Annotated in this window: 15 protein-coding genes and 1 tRNA gene; 7 read left to right on the forward strand and 9 right to left on the reverse strand. The window is 34.1% G+C overall.

All coding sequences use genetic code 11. The annotated features are described in order from the left end of the window. Positions 1-187 precede the first annotated feature (187 nt). Positions 188-1,234, forward strand: coding sequence for a LacI family DNA-binding transcriptional regulator (locus H599_RS0102190; protein WP_026712613.1), 1,047 nt, complete (start codon positions 188-190; stop codon positions 1,232-1,234). 61 nt (positions 1,235-1,295) lie between these two features. On the opposite strand, the gene polA is transcribed toward H599_RS0102190, so the two are convergent. The 4 genes from polA to H599_RS0102220 all read right to left on the reverse strand — a co-directional run bounded on the left by polA (position 1,296) and on the right by H599_RS0102220 (position 5,667). Continuing rightward, a complete protein-coding gene (polA, locus tag H599_RS19085) occupies positions 1,296-4,151 on the reverse strand; it encodes a DNA polymerase I (RefSeq protein WP_035141052.1) in 2,856 nt (951 codons plus the stop codon). 671 nt (positions 4,152-4,822) lie between these two features. After that, on the reverse strand, positions 4,823-4,948 hold the full coding sequence (locus H599_RS21300) for a hypothetical protein (protein WP_262493876.1): 126 nt from the start codon (positions 4,946-4,948) through the stop codon (positions 4,823-4,825). Further along, positions 4,936-5,136 (reverse strand): hypothetical protein, encoded by a 201-nt coding sequence (locus H599_RS0102215; protein ID WP_026712614.1) that lies wholly within the window; start codon positions 5,134-5,136, stop codon positions 4,936-4,938. Before H599_RS0102215 ends, H599_RS21300 begins: the two co-directional genes overlap by 13 nt. Positions 5,137-5,208: 72 nt before the next feature. Then, complete coding sequence (locus H599_RS0102220; RefSeq protein WP_026712615.1) at positions 5,209-5,667, reverse strand: hypothetical protein; 459 nt, start codon at positions 5,665-5,667, stop codon at positions 5,209-5,211. 194 nt (positions 5,668-5,861) lie between these two features. Here H599_RS0102220 and H599_RS0102225 point away from each other — a divergent pair, with 194 nt between their 5' ends. Next, positions 5,862-7,094 (forward strand): metallophosphoesterase, encoded by a 1,233-nt coding sequence (locus H599_RS0102225; protein WP_026712616.1) that lies wholly within the window; start codon positions 5,862-5,864, stop codon positions 7,092-7,094. Positions 7,095-7,169: 75 nt separating this feature from the next. Then, positions 7,170-7,466 (forward strand): thioredoxin family protein, encoded by a 297-nt coding sequence (locus H599_RS0102230; RefSeq protein WP_026712617.1) that lies wholly within the window; start codon positions 7,170-7,172, stop codon positions 7,464-7,466. On the opposite strand, the gene H599_RS0102235 is transcribed toward H599_RS0102230, so the two are convergent. Both H599_RS0102235 and H599_RS0102240 read right to left on the reverse strand, forming a co-directional pair. Further along, complete coding sequence (locus H599_RS0102235) at positions 7,463-8,128, reverse strand: polysaccharide deacetylase family protein (RefSeq protein WP_026712618.1); 666 nt, start codon at positions 8,126-8,128, stop codon at positions 7,463-7,465. The two genes, H599_RS0102230 and H599_RS0102235, sit on opposite strands and share 4 nt — an antisense overlap. An 89-nt stretch (positions 8,129-8,217) precedes the next feature. Further along, the gene (locus H599_RS0102240; protein ID WP_026712619.1) at positions 8,218-11,496 is read right to left on the reverse strand and encodes a glycosyltransferase family 117 protein; all 3,279 of its coding nucleotides are present in this window, start codon (positions 11,494-11,496) and stop codon (positions 8,218-8,220) included. 239 nt (positions 11,497-11,735) lie between these two features. Here H599_RS0102240 and H599_RS0102250 point away from each other — a divergent pair. Then, a tRNA-Gln gene (locus tag H599_RS0102250) sits at positions 11,736-11,806 on the forward strand. 51 nt (positions 11,807-11,857) lie between these two features. Here H599_RS0102250 and H599_RS0102255 read toward each other — a convergent pair. Further along, positions 11,858-12,682, reverse strand: a complete 825-nt coding sequence (locus H599_RS0102255; RefSeq protein ID WP_026712620.1) for a universal stress protein — start codon at positions 12,680-12,682, stop codon at positions 11,858-11,860. 466 nt (positions 12,683-13,148) lie between these two features. Between H599_RS0102255 and H599_RS0102260 the strand changes: the two genes are divergently transcribed. The 3 genes from H599_RS0102260 (at position 13,149) to H599_RS0102270 (ending at position 20,256) form a co-directional block, all read left to right on the forward strand. Next, positions 13,149-16,145, forward strand: a complete 2,997-nt coding sequence (locus tag H599_RS0102260; protein WP_026712621.1) for a SusC/RagA family TonB-linked outer membrane protein — start codon at positions 13,149-13,151, stop codon at positions 16,143-16,145. Between the two features lie 154 nt (positions 16,146-16,299). After that, positions 16,300-17,760, forward strand: coding sequence for a RagB/SusD family nutrient uptake outer membrane protein (locus tag H599_RS0102265; RefSeq protein WP_211253732.1), 1,461 nt, complete (start codon positions 16,300-16,302; stop codon positions 17,758-17,760). A 96-nt stretch (positions 17,761-17,856) separates the two neighbouring features. After that, on the forward strand, positions 17,857-20,256 hold the full coding sequence (locus tag H599_RS0102270; RefSeq protein ID WP_026712623.1) for a glycoside hydrolase family 127 protein: 2,400 nt from the start codon (positions 17,857-17,859) through the stop codon (positions 20,254-20,256). A gap of 57 nt (positions 20,257-20,313) precedes the next feature. On the opposite strand, the gene H599_RS21120 is transcribed toward H599_RS0102270, so the two are convergent. Further along, positions 20,314-20,898, reverse strand: coding sequence for a transposase (locus H599_RS21120; protein ID WP_245600474.1), 585 nt, complete (start codon positions 20,896-20,898; stop codon positions 20,314-20,316). A 9-nt stretch (positions 20,899-20,907) separates the two neighbouring features. Next, positions 20,908-21,531, reverse strand: a complete 624-nt coding sequence (locus H599_RS21125) for a hypothetical protein (protein WP_245600475.1) — start codon at positions 21,529-21,531, stop codon at positions 20,908-20,910. Between the last annotated feature and the right edge of the window lie 16 nt (positions 21,532-21,547).

Consider the following 21,547-nt stretch of genomic DNA (forward strand, 5'->3'; position numbering starts at 1 on the left):
TTCGAGTTCGTGCTTTGGTTTTAAAATTATCTTACATTTGATATGAAAAATAATTTGATTACCTTGCATTCTTGCGATGGAAGAAATGAAGCATGAAATCCTTTTTAAGGTGCCGTTTAAGTTGTATTGCGTTTTTGTGTAATACTATTTTGAAAATGACTAAAAAATAAGAACAATATAAACTATTATGAAAGTTAAAGCAACACTGAAGCAAATTGCAAAGGAACTTAATGTTTCTGTTTCTACAGTTTCTAAAGCACTAAACGATAGTCCGGAAATTAGTAACCAGACTAAAGTTAAAATTAAAGAGTATGCTAAACTTAAAAATTACAAGCCCAATATCATTGGTTTGAATCTAAAAAACCGAAAAACCAGAACTATTGGGGTTATCATCCCGAATATTTTAAATTCTTTTTTTGCCAAAGTATTCAGCGGTATTGAAAAAGTAGCCGATGCTAAAGGTTATAATGTAATCACTTGTATTTCGAATGAATCCTTAGTGAAAGAAATTAATACTTTAGAAATGTTGAGTAATGGAACTACCGATGGTTTTATTTTATCGGTATCTCAGGAAGCGCAAAAACTTCAGGATTACTCTCATTTTAATGATATTATTAATGAAGGGACTCCAATTGTGATGTTTGACCGTATTGCCGATGAGGTAGAATGTGATAAAGTAGTGGTGGACGATTACGATTCGGCTATAAATGTTACCCAACGTTTGATTGATACCGGGTGTGAAAATATTGCTTTGATTTCCTCAGTTGACGATTTAAGTGTGGGTAAATTAAGAACTGAAGGCTATTTGAAAGCATTAGCAGATAATGGAATTGCAGTCAATGAAAATATTATTCTTCGTACTAATTCAGAAGATGAAATGAAGAAAAAAATTGAAGCTGTTTTTGAAAATAATACGATTGATGCGGTTTTTGCTTTGGACGAACGTGATTCAGTGGCGGCTTTAAAACTAGCCATCAAAAAAGGGTATAAAATTCCGGATGAATTATCAATCATTGGTTTTGCCGACGGAATTTTAGCTTCCAGACGATTGACACCAAGTTTAAGTACAGTAAGTCAGCACGGAGTGGAAATTGGAGAAGTAGCGGCCAAACTGCTTATCGACCGCTTAGAAGCCGACGAAGAAGATGAAGCTCCTTATCAAACTGTGGTCATTAAAACCAATCTGAAGGAAAGAGAATCTTCCCGAACTAAAAAATCCATTGCCAAGAAGTAGGCAATGGATTTTTTGTTTTCTGTTTAGTGTTACTTAAATCTAAATTCTGTATTCTAGAATCCTAATGCGCTTCCAGCCAGTCTTTCCCCATACCCAATTCAACAACCAATGGAACTGCTAATTGGAAAGCATTTTCCATTTCGGTTTTAATCATCGGTTGGATTCGTTCTAATTCGTCATTATGAACATCAAAAACCAATTCGTCATGAACCTGTAATAACATTTTCGATTTCCATCCCGAACCGTCGGGATCAGAAACTAATTTATTATGAATGTTGATCATCGCAATTTTGATAATATCGGCAGCCGAACCCTGGATAGGAGCATTTACCGCATTTCGTTCGGCACCACCACGTACCACGGCGTTTTGCGAATTAATGTCTTTTAAATAACGACGACGACCTAAAATCGTTTGCACATAGCCATGATCTCTGGCAAAATCAATTTGCTCATTAATAAAGGATTTCAATCTTGGGTAGGTTTTGTAATAAGCCTCAATCAATTCGGCGCTTTCCGAACGGCTCAGATTGGTTTGATTCGAAAGGCCAAAAGCCGAAACGCCATAGATAATTCCGAAGTTTACCGTTTTGGCATGACTACGTTGTTCACGGGTTACTTCTTCTAATGGTACATTGAAAACCTTAGAAGCAGTCGATTTATGAATGTCTTCATTATTTTGAAACGCTTTAATCATGTTTTCTTCGCCACTTAAGGCAGCAATAACACGTAATTCAATTTGGGAGTAATCGGCAGAAACTAAGGTGTAGTTTTCATCGCGGGCAATAAAAGCTTTACGGATTAATCGTCCTCTTTCGGTACGAATAGGGATGTTTTGTAAGTTCGGATTATTCGAACTCAAACGTCCCGTTGCAGCTACTGTTTGCATATAATCGGTATGAACACGACCTGTTTTTGGGTTGACCTGATTAGGCAAAGCATCAATATAAGTGCTTTGTAGTTTCACCATTTGGCGCCATTCCAGAATATCGCGCACAATTTCGTTGTCATTGGCTAAATAAGATAAAACTTCCTCACCGGTAGCATATTGTCCGGTTTTGGTTTTCTTTTGTTTGGCACCGCCAATTTTTAATTTGTCGAATAAAATATCGCCGAGTTGTTTTGGTGAAGCCAAATTGAATTTTTCTCCGGCGGTTTCGTATATTTTTTGTTCCAGCGTCTTGCTTTCGGCAGCCATTTCGACCGACATTTTTTTCAAAAACGGAACATCGAGATTAATTCCTTCGGTTTCCATAGCAGCCAATACTGGAACCAGTGGGATTTCAATTTCGTCAAATAATTTTTGGGTTTCGGTCTTTTTCAGTTCAACTGCAAATAATTCTTTCAATTGAAAAGTGACATCGGCATCTTCGGCGGCATATTCTTTAATGTCTTCCAAATCGACTTCACGCATTGATTTTTGGTTTTTTCCTTTTTTTCCAATTAAATCTTCAATCGATTTTGGCGAATATTTTAAATAAGTTTCTGCCAAAATATCCATATTATGACGCATATCCGGATTAATCAGATAATGCGCAATCATGGTGTCGAATAATTTTCCGCCTACGCGAATGCCGTAATTAGCCAGAATTTTCAAATCGTATTTGATGTTTTGACCTATTTTTTCAATTTCAGGATTCTCAAAAAACGGAATGAATTTTTCGGCTAAAACTTTAGATTCCTCTTGATTCTCTGGAAACGGAACATAAAAACCTTTGCCTTTTTCATAAGAGAACGACATTCCAACCAATTCAGCATGCAAAGCATCCAGTCCGGTGGTTTCGGTGTCAAAGCAAACGGAAGTTTGTTTTTCTAAATTTTGCAACAGCAAACGAATTCCTAAATCGCCTTGGATAATTTGATACGAATGCGGAGTGTTCTCCAGTGTGTTGTAAAATTGTGTGTGTGCGATTTCAGCATCCTGACCCGGAGTGGTTGCCGAAAATAAGTCAAACTGATCTTCGTTTTTAGGTGATGTTTTTTTGTAAAGTTTAGCTTCGTCAACTGTGTTTTCTACGTTTGCGGAAGCTGGTGATGGGTTTTTGAAAATAGCATCAAATTGTTCGGCCATTCTTCTAAATTCCAATTCGTTGAAGATAGCATCTGTTTTTTCAACATCAGGTTTAGATAATTCATAATCTTTCTCGTCAAAAGTCACCGGACAATCCAATAGGATAGTAGCTAGTTTTTTAGACAATAAACCTAATTCGGCATTGGCTTCTATTTTGGTTTTCATCGCGCCTTTGAGTTGGTGGGTGCTTGCCAAAAGATTTTCCATCGAACCGTATTCGGCCAGGAATTTTTTAGCGGTTTTTTCACCTACACCCGGTAGTCCCGGAATGTTATCGGCGGAGTCACCCATCATTCCCAAATAATCAATCACCTGATCCGGTCTTTCGATTTCAAATTTTTCCAAAACTTCAGGAATTCCCCATATTTCTATTCCGTTACCCATTCGGGCGGGTTTATACATAAAAATATTTTCGCTTACCAATTGGGCAAAATCCTTATCGGGAGTCACCATGTACACCTGATAATTTTGTTTTTCGGCCTGTTTGGCAATGGTACCAATCAAATCGTCGGCTTCATAACCCGCTACTTCAATAATAGGAATGTGCATGGCACGCAACAATTCCTGAATATAAGGAACGGCAATTTTGATGGCTTCGGGAGTAGCGTCACGATTGGCTTTGTACTCCGGGAACATTTCGTTACGTAAATCACTGCCGCCTTTGTCAAAAGCTACCGCCAAATGATCTGGTTTTTCACGCTTAATCACATCCATTAACGAATTCATAAATCCCATAATGGCTGATGTATCCATGCCTTTAGAGTTAATTCTTGGATTTTTAATAAAGGCGTAATAACCTCTAAAAATTAAAGCATAGGCATCGAGTAGAAAAAGACGTTTTTGTGACATTGATTAATAAATTGAATTTAAAATGTAAAAATATAGAATTCAATTTACTTTATGATTATTTCTAATTGCTTTGTTGAGATTGGTTTGTTTATGAAAAGTCATTTTTTCTTAATCTTGTTAAGTAGCTTTTTCTTTTTTGCTTGATCAAAAAAGAAACAAAAAAATCAAGTCTTACACTTCCTCATCGGTCAAATTAGTTTTCGAATACTAAAAGAAAAGAACTCGTCCCGAAATGTCGGGACTCAAACAGCTTTTCTTTTTACGTATTCTTCAAACATTTGACACTCGACTGCGGAAGTTAAGGACTGGGCGAGACTTTTAAGAGATGATGTTCTGCTTTTACGTAGAAATTTCTTTAGGGAGACAATTTTCCATAATCTTGTCTTTTCGACGAAGGAGAAATCTCACCAAGTAGCTCTATGAAGATTTGAGAGAATATGACTTATGAAAAGATTCGCGTTATAGGAGTTAGTATTATAGAAATTTTGCTATCTCGGTATGATTATTGGTGATGTAGGTTATCAAATATTGATTTTCCTTTTTTTCGAAGAAAATGTACCAAGTTGTACGTGGATTGCTTTTGTAGAAAATGTATTTTGAACCCAGATGATAAAGAGGTAAAGGAGTAGCTTTTGAAGGGAAAGATGCAATGTTTTGTTCAATAAAATCAATTATTGGTCTTTGTATTCAATTGCATTTTCAAGATAGCTGAAATAGTTTTCTTTGTGAAGGATGTAAATTAGTTCGTTTATGTAGTTTTTAACTTCAGCTTTATAGAAAATCTTTATTTTTCCCATTCTAATGACTTTAAAAAATCAGAAGTGCGTTTTTTTAATTCATCAGCTGTAATGGCGGAGTTTATTTCTTTTTCAAAATCAAAACTACTTTGTTGTTTTCTAAAGCTATCAATTTGGTCAATAATGGTTTTGTCCTCAATAGAAGACAACCATTTAATCAATTCCATTTTTTTGGCAGCAACATTCATAACTTCAATGATTTATTCAAAGGTACGACTAATTTTTTTTAAAAAAATTATTTGATTTTGATTTGTGTTTTTTTAAGTTGAAAATAAATTTCTCACCGTTTTCCATAAAATAGAGCTAAAAAAGATAATTTGAACGAGAAGGATACTTATACTTATGATTAAGTAACTAAAATTCAAGTATTCATTGATACATATATTTTTAAGCGTTTCTTCAATATTTTGTTGGGGTGCATTGTTGGATTTTTTTGATAATATCCAAATTAAAATTAATCCACCAATTGATAAAATTGTATGCGAATTAATAATCCAATTGTTTATTTCAATTCCTTTTTTTGATATAAAAAAATGAAATAATCCAAGTAATAAATAAAAAGCACTTAATATAATTCCTAAGTGAGAATATTTGATAATAAAGTAAGTGTCGCGAATATTAATGTTAAATATTCCTTTGGATTTACTAAATCCAAAAACCAAAATAACAGGGACTATTAAAAAGAAAAAATGATAGGGTTTATTAAGAGCTAGATTCATCTTTGGTATGTTTTTTTTCTTTCAAATATATTAAAATTTTCTTACAAGATATTATTTGTTTGAATCCACACCTACTAGATTTTAGAAACCTAGTAAGTTTTTAAATGATAAAAAATCAAGATTCCGTTAAAGTTTAATTAAGTAGTTCTTAACTAAACGGTAGAAGTTGTTATTTTGTGAAAAAATGTATTGACATGGGTTTTAGGTTGCTATTTTTTATAGTATTTCTTTTTATAATCGAATTGTATGCTTTTCAGGCTTTCAAAACAATTCTGAAAGATAAATGGTTTTTAATTGGATACGCTGTGTTAAGTCTGGCGATTTTAATTTATATTATTTACGGTTTTATGAATTTTGACCGTTCCGTAGGGCAAACCAAGCAAACGATGTTTGTGATGGGGTTAATGCTGGTGGTGTATGTGCCTAAGATTGTGTTGGCGCTCGTATTACTTGGAGAAGATATTTTCAGGCTGGTTATGGGTTCGGTGAATTATTTTGTAGAGAACAGCAATGAAGGATTTCTTCCTAGCCGAAGAAAATTTGTGAGTCAGTTGGGTTTGGGATTGGCTTCCATTCCGTTTTTATCTTTGATTTATGGTGTGACAATTGGGAAATACAATTATAAAGTAATTAAACAACGTATCTTTTTCCCTGATTTGCCGGATGCTTTTGATGGTTTTACGATAACACAAATTTCGGATGTGCATTCGGGGAGTTTTGATAATGCGGACAAAATTAATTATGCCATTGATTTAGTAAATGAGCAAAATTCGGATATGATTTTGTTTACCGGAGATATTGTAAATACGCATGCTATCGAAATGCATCCGTGGGTTGAAACTTTTAATCGTATCAAAACACACGAATATGGTAAATTTTCCGTTCTGGGTAATCATGATTATGGCGAATACGTGACCTGGCCTTCACAGACTGCCAAAGATCAGAATTTTAAAGAAATTAAAGATTTGTACGGGCAAATTGGTTTTCAGTTATTATTGAACGAGCATACTTTTATCAAAAAAGGAAAGGATAAAATTGCTTTAGTAGGGGTAGAAAACTGGGGAAAAAACTTTAAGCAGGCAGGCGATTTGGAAAAAGCCTCTGAAGGCTTGAGAGGAAATGAGTTTAAAATTCTGATGAGTCACGATCCGAGCCATTGGGAATATGAAGTAAAAAATGATGATATGAATTATCATTTAACCCTTTCCGGACATACGCACGGCATGCAGTTTGGGATTGAAATTCCGGGCTATTTCAAATGGAGTTTAGCGCAATATGTCTATAAACAATGGGCTGGTTTGTATGAGCATTTGGGGCGTTATGTGTATGTAAATCGAGGCTTTGGTTTTCATGCTTATCCCGGCAGAGTAGGAATTATGCCCGAAATTACGGTTATCGAACTAAAAAAAGGGGGTAAAGTAGCATAATTCGTTAAAAATGCTACATTTGTATGAAAGAAAAATAATTTTTTCTTAGATTTAAAAAAATAATTCGTTGGTTTTATGTCAAAATTTGGAGAACTAATAAGTGCACAAGTACCAGTGTTGATTGATTTCTACACCGATTGGAACGAATCTTCAGTTTCTATGCATGAAGTGATAAGAGATGTTGCGGCAGCTTTAGGCGATAAAGCAAAAGTGATTAAAATTGATGTGGATAAAAATCAGGAACTTGCCGAAGCATTGCGAATTAAAGGATTACCAACATTGATGGTCTATAAAAACGGTCAGATGGTTTGGAGACAATCCGGTGAATTGGATGCCAATTCGTTAATAACGATTGTTCAGGAACAACTTTAAAAGCGAATTGCTTCAAGCTTAAAGTTGTTTTGGGTTAAATGTTTTAACACTCTGGGTAAAACATATTCCAGATTTTTAAAAGCTTTTACACTGTCGTGAAAAACGACAATACTACCGGATTGAATATGATTAACCGTATTATTCAAACATTCTTCTTTACTGATATTTTGGTCAAAATCGGCGCTTAGAACATCCCACATGATTATTTTGTAGCCTAGTTGTCTTAATTTTTTAGATTGAGCTGGCTTAATTTTGCCGTAAGGCGGACGAAAGATTTTAGGTTTTAGTCCCGAAGCTTCGGGATTGATTTTAGATTTATGAGTGGAAATGATGTTTTCACATAATTGAAAGTTTTTAATATAATCATCCGTTTTATTTATCCAACCGTTCAAATGATTGTGGGTGTGATTGCCTATACTGTGCCCTTTTTCAATAATTTTAGTGAAGATTTCTGGATGCGCAACAATATTCTTACCAATGCAGAAAAAAGTAGCTTTGGCATTGTGTTTTTCTAATTCGGCTAAAACCCATTCGGTTATTTCAGGAGTGGGACCGTCATCAAAAGTAAGGTAAACTTTGTTTTCGTTATTGGGGATGTCCCAAACAAAATTAGAGAACAGTTTTTTGATGATTTGGTGGGTTTTTATCCAATAGGGTTTCATCTGAAAATCATTTGATATTAAAGATAAAAAAAATGTAGCAATCTTGTTTTGTTGGGATTGCTACATTTTTTATGATTTTTGAGTTTTACTTATTCTTTGTCTCTGCCAAAACGGTGGAAAACATCAATATAAGTGTTGAATACGGCTCGGTGTTTTTGGAAAAAATCCGTGTCGTTGTTTTTCTTCATTACTTCCAATAAGGCTCTGTAGCGCTCAATATCGGTTACAATATCTATTGCTAAATCTGATTGGTCTGAAGCAGGCATTTTGCTGTAGTAATTTAGGTTTTCTTTGTATTTGCTTACTAATTTATCCAACAGTTCATGCGCTTTTTGCGTTTCGCTAACTTTATAATATCCATTTGCAAAAGGCTCCAGTAATGAATAATAACCAAATTTATCTACCGGCATTTTTTGCATAGCCAGTTCAATCACTTTTTTGGCTTTTTCAATTTTGTCTTCTTTGATTAATTGATCCATTAATCGGGAAAGATTAGTTCGGTAAGTAATACTTTCACGACGGGTTTCCGGATCGTGGTAAATGTCGCCATCGCTGTTACCCCAATCCCAACTCATGATAATATTATACATTTTGTCCGAATCAATTTTTCCCATTTCCATAGGATTTCCGTCTTTAGGAATGGTGGTTTTAACAGGGACTAATTTGTAAACCATTCCGTCCAATTGCAGGTAATCTTTCATCCAAAGATACTCTTCGTCGTCAAAAGCGCCTCCACTGAAATAAATAGGCCGTTTCCAGTTGTTATTGGCAACTAAATCCAGCATCATCAAACGGTTTTTGTATAAAGCACCTCCTTTAATGTCGATATCGATATAAGGAACGATGGAGTCGTAGTCTTTGGCTGCAACGATTTTGTTTTTGATAATGGTGTTTTTATCAACCGGAATTCGAACCTGATTAGTTGGGTAGAAATGGATGGTTTGTCCGTTTTGCATTTCTACAGTCGATTTAGGATGTTTGATAAAGTCCATCAATCCTTTTACGCTCCAACGACTTTTTATTTTTGGAATATTAACAACGTAATCTAATTTATCTCCAACATATTGATCGTGTGTAAACGAAATAGGTAACGGATCTGATTCGTATGTTTTTCTCTTCATTTGATCAATATACCAATCGGTCATGAAAAGGCTGGTGTTTACGATTTTTATATCGGTACGGTAGCCTTCAATTTCCTGAGCGTACCAAAGCGGGAAAGTGTCATTGTCTCCAATAGTAAATAAAATAGCGTTTGGGTCGCAGGAACTTAAGTAAGCTTTAGCCATTGCTAATGCTGTATATTTTCCGGAACGGTCGTGGTCATCCCAATTTTGGGAAGCCATAATAACAGGAGCACCTAATAATGATGCAGCTACAATTGCCGGGCCTATAAGTTTTGGAGAGACATATTTCTTAGCGCTTTCGTATAAAGAATAAACACCTAATCCAATCCAAATTGCAAAAACATAGAATGAACCTACTAAAGCGTAGTCTCTTTCTCTAGGCTCAAAAGGTCTTTCGTTCAGGTAAATTTTTAATGCAAGTCCTGTGAAAAGAAATAATACCAATAAAACATAAAAGCTTTTTAGGTTTTTTTGGGCATGAAACATTAAACCTATTAATCCTAAAATAAAAGGAATAAAGTAATATACATTTCGTCCTTTGTTGTTTAAAGCATCTTCAGGCAGGTTGTCCTGAGAACCCAGGTGTAAAGTGTCGATAAAATTAATACCACTTAGCCAGTTTCCGTCCTGGTTACCGTATCTTCCCTGATTGTCGCTTTGACGTCCAACGAAGTTCCACATTAAATACCTCCAGTACATGTAGCCAAATTGGTATTCCACCATAAAGCTAAGGTTATCGGCTGTAGTAGGTTTTTCGATAATTAAGTAGTCGCTGTAAGTTTTAAGGAATTTTACATAGCCTTCGTTATCAATTTGTTTTTGAGCGTAAGCCTGTCTGAATTCTGAAATGGTTTTTTCAACTTCGTTTCTCAATTGTGCAATGGCTCTGTTGTAATCTTCCTCAGATAATTTGCTGGCATCAATTCCGTAACGCGCTAAATCATTTTCATAAGGATAGTTAGGATTGATACTAAATTGGGGTGGATTTGTAAAGTTGATGTAATTTTCAATATGTTCCGTACTCCACATTCTTGGAAGGATTGCTTTTTGAGCATTATCACTATTTTGTTCGGCATTTTTGTAATTGTTTACAATTTCATATTTACCGGTTTTGTAGTTTCTTTCATAGTTGGGAGCTTTGTCAAGATAAGGCGTGTCTTTATCTAATCCTGCAAAGGTTTCGGTATATTGAGGACCGTAAAATAATGGGTTTGAACCATATTGTTCCCTGTTGTAATAGGCTAAAACTTCTCGGGCATCCGATGGCTTGTTTTCGTTAATATTCACATTGGCATTGGCACGAATAGGAAGCATTAACCAGGTTGAGAATCCGATTAAGATAAATAAAATACAAAGTATAAGAGTGTTGTAAGTAACTAAACCTTTGTCTTTAGTGTATTTTAATCCAAAGTAAAAAGCAGCAACCACTGCTAAAACGGCAATAATAGTACCTGAGTTAAAAGGCATGCCGAGACTGTTAACAGCAAAAACCTCTGCTTTGGCAAAAAAAGCCATCGTTAGCGGAAGTAATAATTTAAAAATGAATAATAATATGGAAACGACAACGATATTAGCGATAATGAAGTTTTTAATCGTTACTGTTTTGTAGTGCTTGAAATAATATAAAAATCCTATAGCCGGAATGGTAAGTAAAGCCATGAAGTGTACACCAAACGAAAGTCCGACAATTAAGGAAATGATTAAAAGCCATTTGTTTCCTCTGGGTTTGTCCATGTCCTGTTCCCAGCGTAAGCCCAGCCAAAAAAGCAAGGCAATTAATAAGGAGGCCATGGCATACACTTCAGCTTCAGCGGCATTAAACCAAAAACTATCTGAAAAAGTATAAGCAAGAGCACCAACAAGAGAGCTTCCTAAAATTACAATATCGTTGCTTTTGTTAGGTTCTTCTGAGTTTGAAATGATTTTTCTCAAAATCATCGTCGAAGACCAAAACAGGAAAAGAATAGTAAAAGCACTGGAAAATACCGAAGTCATATTAACCATTAAAGCTACATGTTGGGCATCGGAAGCAAACATGGCAAAGAAAGCACCAATCATTTGGAACAAAGGAGCTCCGGGCGGATGACCTACTTCCAGTTTTGCAGCTGTGGCAATGTATTCCCCACAGTCCCAAAAGCTCATTGTCGGCTCAACGGTAAGAGAATAGGTTATTAAAGCGATTCCAAATGCAATCCATCCGATAATAGTATTCCACTTTTTGAAATTGAAAGTCTCCTTATTCATGTAGTAAATTTTAGTTAATTTTTTCGAGTTACAAAGAAAATGTTTTTTTATTTAAGGATATAGGCATTAACAAAATTTTCTGCAAAAGCATGGTTTTTTTAAAGTCTTGATTGTGAAATGCTTTTGGGTTTTTGAAAAAATTTTTCAAAAAAAATCAAAAAAAAATTTGCGGAAACTAAAAAATGCTCTAAATTTGCACTCGCTAAACAAAACAATAGTGATGTAAGGCAAACATGGAATGGTCCATGGTGTAATGGTAACACTACGGTTTTTGGTGCCGTCTTTCTAGGTTCGAGTCCTAGTGGACCAACAAAAAAGTCCCGATTTAATCGGGACTTTTTTTATGCGGTAAATTTTGCATTTATATTTTAAAAACAATAAGTGGTTTGTTTACGTGATTAGCTAAATCTTCGCTAATGCTTCCGGTAAAAAAATGAGAAAGTCCGGTGCGTCCGTGAGTGCAAAGAGCGATTAAATCGGCTTTGATTTCATTGGAGAAATGTATAATTCCTTTTTCGATGTTGGTGTCGTTGTAAATGTGGGTTTCGTAGTTTTGTATATCGAATTCTTTAGTGAAATCATTCATTATTTTGTTGACCAGGGCTGTAGTTTTGAAGCTGTTTGGAGTGCAAATCATGGTTAGGTTGAGTTTGGCTTCAAATTTTTTGGTAAAATCCAGTATTTTGTGAAAAGGTTTTTTGATTTCTTCTGAGAAATCGGAAGCAAAAACAATATTTTTTGGAGAGAAGGAGTCGATTTCTTCTTTAATAACCATGACGGGTGCTGTTGACAGGCGTACTACTTTTTCGGTATTAGAACCAATAATAATTTCTGTTAGTCCCGAAGCACCGTTAGATCCCATAATGATTAAATCAATTTGGTGTTCTTTGCTGTAGGAGAGAATGCCTTGAGTGGCTTTTTCTAATTTGATAGAATCTATAACGGTAATGTTTTTGAGGAAGTCTCTCTCTTTGGCTAGTTGCATAGTTTCTTTTGCTTTTTGGATAAAAAGCATGATTTCCGGTATTGGGGTAGCGCCGGTAATAGCATCATTCATTTGGCTGGGAATTTCCAGCATGTGTAAAAGATGAATTTCAAAATCGTTGTTTCGGGCGAGCTGTGCGGCTAATTTCAGCGCGTTATCGGCTCGGCTGGAGAAGTCGGTAGGGACTAAGATTCGTTTCATAGTTTTGATTTTGGGAGGTAGTTTTGAAATTATTTGGTTGCAGTACTAAAGGTAAGGAATAATTTTACAGTAATCAATTGTTAAAGTTTAAAAGTTTAATTGTAAGTCTGTTAATCCAAAAAATGTTAATGTCTTTCCTGAGTTGTTTTCTGGAGAAACTCGGTTTTTTTAGGTTGTGTTATAAGTTGGGATGTTTTGTTTTCCGGCGTTTCTTTTGCTAATTAGATTTTGAATTATTTTAAATCTAGTTGTTTTATTTCTTCATTCAATGTTTTCTATAGTAGTTGTTTTTGTTTCTTATTTAAAGGTTTTAACTTAAATAGCAGTTGTTATGTTAAAAAGAGGATAATATAATCTTATTATGTGTTAATATATACTTTCTAAGGAAGTGTTCTTTTAACATAATTTTACAATTATATGCTGAACTTATTACCAATAATTAATTTTTAAATTAAAATGTTAAATTATGAAACAATTCATTTATTACTTTGAGCTAATAAAGAAAAGTTCTTTTTTTGGGAAGAAATTATGGACATTGATTTTTATCTTTGTCTTTTTTTCTTCTTTTTCTCAGCAGAGAATAAAAGGGACAATTAAAGATGGTGCTGATTTTCCAATACCTGGTGTTACAGTAATGGAAAAAGGAACAAAAAATTCGGTGGTGTCAGATCTTGATGGGAATTACGAAATTATTTCCATGACAAGTCATCCTACATTAATTTTTTCTTATGTTGGTCAGGAAACGAAAGAAATTGCAGTTGATGGTAGATCAATTGTAAATGTCGTAATGAAAGATGCTGTGAGTGACTTATCAGAAGTAGTTGTGATAGGTTATGGAACTCAAAAGAAAGGAGATGTGACCAGTTCAATTGCAACGGTAAAATCAAAAAATTTTGCAGCTGGATCTGTCAGGAATGCTTCTGAACTTATAAGGGGTAAAGTTGCTGGTTTGAGTATTACAAATGGATCTGGTGATCCCTCTGCTTCTTCGAGTGTTTCATTACGAGGAGTGGCTTCTTTACAAGGAAATACTGCTCCCTTAGTGTTAATCAATGGTGTTCCCGGTGGATTTGATAGTATTGCGCCAGAAGATATTGAGTCTATAGATGTACTTAAAGATGCTTCAGCGGCAGCAATTTATGGTACTAGAGGGGCAAATGGAGTTATATTAATAACTACTAAAACGGTAGGTAGAGATGTTCCAACTACTATAACCTACTCTCATTATACTGCTTTTTCTTCTTTTGGGAAAAAAGCTAATTTTCTTGATGCTGGACAACTTAGAGAGCTTAGGGAAAATAATACATTTCCTTTGATTGTAAAGAATTCTTTAAACGCAGATTTAGGATTCGATACTGATTGGCTTGGTGAAATAACAAGAAAAGCATTTACTCAAAATCATACGATTGGAATGAAAGGAGGAAATGTGAAATCAAATTATGTTGCAAGTGTTAGTTATATGGAACAAGAGGGGGTTTTTAAGGGTTCGGATAATAATGAATTTAAAATATCTCTTGATGTTAATCATTTTATGTTTAATGACAAGTTGAAAGTAAATTTAAATTTGGTTAATGGGATTCAAAATATTAATGCAGCATTTAACCCAAGAGTTTATAGACAGGCATTAATAAGAAATCCAACAGATAGAGTAAAAAAGGAAGATGGTACTTGGCAAGAAAGAAGTATATTTCAATATGAAAATCCACTGGCTTTAATTGAAGAAACTGAAAGCTTAAATCAAAATAAGTGGATGAGACTAACAGGAAATACTACACTTACATTACTTCCTGGTTGGGATACAAGTTTGAATTTGTCTACGCTGAGAAGTATGGGATTGAACGGCTATGCTGAAAGTAAGCAGCATATTTCAAATACTAGAGATAATAGAAATGGATATGCTTCTCGTTCAACTTATAATGATAAAACAGATCTACTTGAATTTACTACAAAATATAGTGAGAAACTTGATAAGCATAGAGTTTCTGCTTTAGCAGGATATAGTTATCAATATATTGTCAGAGAGGGATTTAATGCAAATAATTCAGATTTTCCTACAGATGCATTTTCGTATAATAATTTAGGAGCTGGTCGAAAAGTTATTGAGGGGCAAAGAGGTTTAGTGGGGAGTTATAAAAATGATGAGAAATTGATAGGTTTCTTTGGTAGGGTAAGTTATGGTTACGATAATAAGTATAACATCTTGATGAGTTTGAGACAAGAGGGGTCTTCTAAATTTGGTAAAAATAATAAATGGGGAACTTTTCCTTCTGTATCTGCTGGATGGACAATTAGCAACGAGTCTTTTATGAAGGATTTATCATTTATTGATAACCTAAAATTGAGATCAGGTTTTGGTGTTACCGGGATTACTCCTGGAGCATCATATCTATCGCAAACACTTTATAACTATGCGGGAGATATATATAGCGATGGTAAATGGGTTCAGGGCTTAGTTCCTGCAAGTAATCCAAACCCTGATTTGAAATGGGAAAAATCAAGTGAGTTTAATATTGGTTTGGACTTTTCGTTTTTAAAAAATCGTATCAGCGGTAGTGTTGATGTTTATAATAAGCAAACTAAAGATTTATTATGGGATTATAGTGTTCCTACACCTCCCAATTTATATGGTAGTACATTAGCAAACGTAGGTAAATTGGAAAATAAAGGTATAGAAGTTCTTTTAAATGTAAATCCAATAAAGCTATCAAATTTTTCTTGGGATTCTAACTTGACATTTGCGTATAATAAAAATAAATTATTGAGTTTGTCAAATGATTTGTATGAAATCGATGGTGATTATATCAATACAGGTGGAGTTGGTGATCCAATATCAATGAGTACTCACCGATTAGAAGTAGGTCAGCCTGTAGGAAATATTTGGGGATTGAAAACAGTCGATATTACTGATGGGGGTACTTGGATAATAGAGACAAAGGACGGGACAAGAAAAACACTTGAACCTAATTTGTATACTGATGAGAATAAACAATATTTAGGTAACGGTAGACCTGCCTATAATGTAGGATGGGCTAATACTTTTAAGTATAAGCAATTTGATTTGAATGTAGCGCTTATTGGATCTTTTGATTTTCAAATAATAAATCAGCAAAGGATGTTTTATGAGGTTCCAAAAGCTGTATATAATAAATTAGATTCAGCTTATGATTTAGTTTATGGTAAATCTTTATTGACATATGATCAGACATTTGTAAGTTATTATGTTGAAAAAGGTGATTATGTAAAGTTAGACAATGTTACATTGGCTTATAATCTTGATGTTAAGAAATTAAAATTTATTAATTCAGCAAAAATTTATGCATCAGGTTCAAATATTGCTACTATAACAGGATATAAAGGTCAAGATCCTGAGGTAACTAGCGAGGCAATAACTCCAGGAAATGATGATAGAGATAAGTTTCCTACAATTCGTACATTTACACTAGGAATTAATTTAACTTTTTAAAGATAATCTCATGAAAAAAAATAATATAATATGTAGACTTTTTGTTATATCTATCGTTTTTTTAGGGATAGGTTGTACAAATTTAGATGAAACTCTTTATGATAAAATTTCGGCAGAAGATACTCAATTAAAAGCTGAAGATTTAACTAACATTATGGCGCCTGCTTATGCTTCATTTCGTACGGTTTATTGGGGATGGAATGGATTGTTTGATCTTTATGAAGAATCTTCAGACTTAATTGTAACTCCTTTTCGTATAGGTATAGGTTGGGGAGATTTGTATATAACAATGCATAAGCATACCTGGGGGCCAGATTTAGGTCATGCGGAAGGGAATTGGTATTATCTTTATACCGCTGTTAATGAGTGTAATAGGGCGTTGTATCAGGTTGAGAATTTAGATGGTCTTGAAGCTTCTGTCCAAAAAAGTAGTGTTCAGGAATTGAAAGCGTTAAGGGCTATTTATTATTATTTATTGTATGATAACTTTAGAAATATTCCTATTGTAACAGATTTTGTTACGCCAGTAGGTTTTCTACCTACTCAAAGTACATCTCAAGAAACTTATAATTTTATAGAGAATGAATTGCTTACAGCTTTACCTTCATTGAGTGAGGATAATAACTCTAAAACATATGGAAGGGTTACAAAATGGGCAGCAAAGATGACTTTGGCTAAATTATATTTGAATTCTGGGGTTTATTTGAATACACCAAAATGGGATAAGGCTTTAGAACAAGTTAATGATATTATTTCCAGCAATAAATTTGAATTAACAGCAAATTATTCTGATTCTTTTAAGATTAAAAATGAAGGATCATCAGAAGAAATTTTATCAATTCCTTATGACGAAAAGTATGCTGGGGGCTCTTATTACCCATTTAAAACTTTACATCCTGCAAGTCAGGCTACATTTAATATGGCTGGTTCACCATGGGGAGGAAGTGCAGCGATTCCACAGTTTATCGATACTTATGATGTCGATGATGTAAGATTAAAGGATACTTGGTTAGGAGGTTTACAATATGATAGTTCAGGAAATCCATTAATGTTTAATAATATTCAATTAAATTATACCAATTATATGTCAGAAGTAGATGGTACGGTATATAATGAAGGATATAGATGTATAAAATACGAAATTGGCTCAGGTACAGCTTCGAGTTTATCTAATGATGTTCCTTTTTATAGATTAACAGATGCATTAATGATTAAAGCAGAATGCTTGTTAAGAATGGGAGATGTTGCAGGAGCAGCTACTATTGTTAGTCAAGTAAGGGCTAGGTCTTTTAAAACTAATCCAATTAAGGCTACGGTAACTGGTGCTAAATTATTAGGAGGCAGTGTCTATAAATATGGAGAGTATTCTTATGGAAATATTACAAAATTTGAAGGTGGTGCCGATATTTTATATGGAGGGTTTTTGGATGAATTAGCTTGGGAATTTGTAGGAGAACATCATAGAAAACAAGACTTAATTCGTTTTGGTGTCTATACTACAAAATCTTGGTTTTCACATAAACCTAATGGTGATTATCGAAAGATTTTTCCAATACCTCAGTCGATAATGGAAACTAATTCTAAATTGAAACAAAATACCGGTTATGGTAGTTAAGTTATTGGTTTAAAAGTTTTTATTGTAAAAGCCAAAGAGGGGTTTTCTGTCTTTGGCTTTTAATTTCGATAACTATTTTGTTTAAAATCCTAATGTATGAATAAAGTGTTTTTAAGTCTTTTATTGTGTAGTTGTTTAACTCTTCAAGCACAAAAAAAAGACAAAGTAGGTTATCCAATTTCTCCGGTTCCTTTTACTTCAGTAAAAGTTAATGATGCTTTTTGGGGTCAACGTTTACAAGCAAGCCGTGAAGTGACAATTCCGTTAGCATTTAGTAAATGCGAAGAAACGGGAAGATATAAAAATTTTCAAATGGCAGCTCATCCAAGTGAATCTAATAAAGTTGAAGGGTTTACATTTGATGATACCGATGTATACAAGACAATCGAAGGTGCTAGTTATTCAATGCAAACATTTCCTAATCCTAAATTAGACAGGTATATAGACAGTGTATTGACGATTGTGGCAAAAGCACAAGAGCCTGATGGGTATCTATATACTTTTAGAACCATGAATCCTAAACATACACATGAATGGGTAGGGAGTAAACGTTGGGAAAAAGAAGAAAATTTAAGTCATGAATTGTACAATCTTGGTCATATGGTTGAAGGAGCAATTGCTCACTACCAGGCTACAGGTAAGAAAAATTTTCTAGATATAGCAATTAAATTTGCTGATTGTGCAATACGAGAAGTAGGGGATAAGCCTGGGCAAACGATGGTGGTTCCTGGGCATCAAATTGCCGAAATGGCCCTTTCGAAATTATATATTTTTACAGGTCAAAAGAAGTATCTTGATTTTGCTAAATTATTATTAGATAAAAGAGGAAAAACGACATTCAAAAGTGAATATTCTCAATCTCATTTACCGGTTTTAAAACAGGAAGAGGCAGTAGGACATGCTGTTCGTGCAGCTTATATGTATTCAGGTATGGCTGATGTTGCAGCACTTTCAGGAGATAAAGAGTATATTGATGCCATTAATCATATTTGGAATAATATTGTAAGCAAGAAATTATATATAACAGGAGGAATAGGAGCTACTGGTAGTGGAGAGGCTTTTGGTGCAAACTATGATTTGCCTAATATGTCAGCATATTGTGAAACTTGTGCAGCAATTGGTAATGTATATCTTAATCATAGATTGTTTTTATTGCATGGAGATGCCAAATATTATGATGTTTTGGAACGTACCCTTTATAATGGCCTTATCTCGGGCGTTTCTTTAGATGGTGGTGGTTTTTTCTATCCGAATCCTTTAGAATCTAATGGGCAACATCAACGTCAGGCTTGGTTTGGTTGTGCTTGTTGTCCGTCAAATATTTGTCGGTTTATTCCTTCGGTACCGGGATATATTTATGCTGTACATGATAATGATTTGTATGTAAATCTTTTTATGGCGAATCATTCTGATATTAATGTGAATGGAAAAATAGTAAATATTAAACAAGTTACAAGATATCCTTGGGTTGGCGATGTGACTTTGGAAATTGCTCCAAAGACAAAGCAAGATTTTAATCTAAAGATACGTGTTCCAGGATGGGTACAAAATAACGTAGTTTCCAGTAATTTATATAGTTATGCTGATAAGAAATCATTAAATTATACGATAAAAGTAAATGGTAAGTTGGTGAATAGTAAAATAGAAAAAGGTTATTTTAGTATTCAACGCATTTGGAAAAAAGGAGATCAAGTTGATATTCATTTTGATATGGAAACCAGAACCGTAAAAGCAAATCAGGCAGTAGAAGCAGATCGAGGAAAAATTGCTGTTGAACGTGGGCCTATTGTTTATTGTGCTGAGTGGCCAGATAATGATTTTAGCATTTTTAGTGTTATCATGAACAAGAAACCATTATTCAATGTAGAGTTTAAAAAAGATTTGCTTTCGGGAATTAATGAAATTCAAACACAAGCACAAACATTAAGTTACGATGATAATGGTAAATTGATTGCTAAAGATGTTCAGTTAAATTTGATTCCTTATTATGCATGGGCACACAGAGGAAGTGGCGATATGGCAGTTTGGTTGCCTGTTGAATTGAATGCAACAAGACCTTCAATGCCTCCTACTATAGCTTCAGAAAGTGAAATAAATGCTTCGCATAATGTAAAATCAATTGCAGCAATTAATGATGGTATTGTGCCTAAAGAAGATAAAGATCGTGCTTTGCCTTATTATCATTGGTGGCCAAAGGAAGGAACAACCGAATGGATTTCGTATGATTTTAATTCTGAAAGAACAATTAGTCGTTCTACAGTTTATTGGTACGATGATAAACCTTGGGGAGGTTGTCAGGTGCCACAAAGTTGGGTATTGTATTACAAAGACAATTCTGGAGCATGGAAACCCGTTGAGAATAGTTCGGTTTATGGTGTTGAAAAAGGTTTTGGAAATGAAGTTGTTTTTAACCCTGTAACCACCAAAGCGATGAAACTTGAAGTCAAACTCGCAGAGAAAAATGCAGCAGGAATTTTTGAATGGAGTATAGAATAGTAAAAAAAAAAGAGGCGAATAAGTAGCCATGGTCGGAAGAAATTCCGGCCATTTTTTTTATGTTTTAAATACTTTATCAGGATTTCCACCTGCGAATATTATCAAAATAGCTGTAATCATATCTCTAAGCTCCATTGCGATTCTTCTTTTAGCAGTTTTGTAGCCTAAATTATTTGCTTTTTTATAAATTAAAAGTAGCATAGCGGCTATCATTGTCATATACACCATAACCTGGATACCGTTTTTATTGAGAGAAACCAAATGACTGAGGTTTAGTTCTTGTTTTAGGAATCTAAAAAACACTTCTATATCCCATCTTTTACGATAATAATCTGCAATTTCTTTGGCAGTAAGTTCGAATTCATTAGTTAGAAACCAAAATTCTTTGTTTGTTTTTTCATTTTTTATGACCACTAAACGAAATTTTGTTTCTACTTTTTCTTGTCGAAAATGTAGGTTACCTCGTTTGTTTTCAATAGGTTTTCCGGTGTAAAGTTTTACTTTAGAATCTTTTATTATTTCCCAATCACCCCATTTTTTAAGACTTGATGAAATAAGAAAAGATTCTATTTCTTCAAATTTGCGGTTTTCTTTTGCGCGGATAATGAATTTTACTGATTTCTCTTCAAAATCTTTCATCATCCGTGTGGATTAAAGTCCTCGGTCAATAACATAAATATTACCGTGATGTTGGTCTTTTTTTACTTGTTTCAAAATAGCTTCAGGAAGAGCCGATTCTTCTGAAGAATATTTCTGTGCGGTAAAAACTTCGACACCAGAAGGCAAAATACCATCAAAAGAAAAACTAAATTTCACCAGCTTTTTTCCTCTTTTTTGATCGATTCCTTCTTTGAGTTTCACACAGGCATCTGCAACAATGGTACTGTCTACACGGATTAAGTTGTACTTCTCTATTTCTGATTTATCATAAAGATTAGAAAATTGTCCATACATCTGCTCATATATTTCTTTGAAATAATTAGCATCGATATTCGAAAGCCGTTCTGAAATTGAACTACGTCTTACTTTTTCTTCTTCTCCTAAACCAAACAAAGCTTTGAATCCACTACTGTTAAAAGTATCTTCTAAAGTTCTCTGGCTTAATTTTTCATTGTCGAAAATAGAAAACAAAAGCAGGTAAAACATTTTTCTACCATGAAGAACCTTACTATAATAATCTACCTTAGTAGTTGCCGAAAGATGGCATAAAAGAGCCTCAGGTATAAACTCTAAAATCTGTTTAAGTGAAATTTTGTGATCTCTAAAAGTACTCATTATATCTATATTTACA

This window comes from Flavobacterium daejeonense DSM 17708 (assembly GCF_000425425.1).
GTDB classification, from domain to species: domain Bacteria; phylum Bacteroidota; class Bacteroidia; order Flavobacteriales; family Flavobacteriaceae; genus Flavobacterium; species Flavobacterium daejeonense.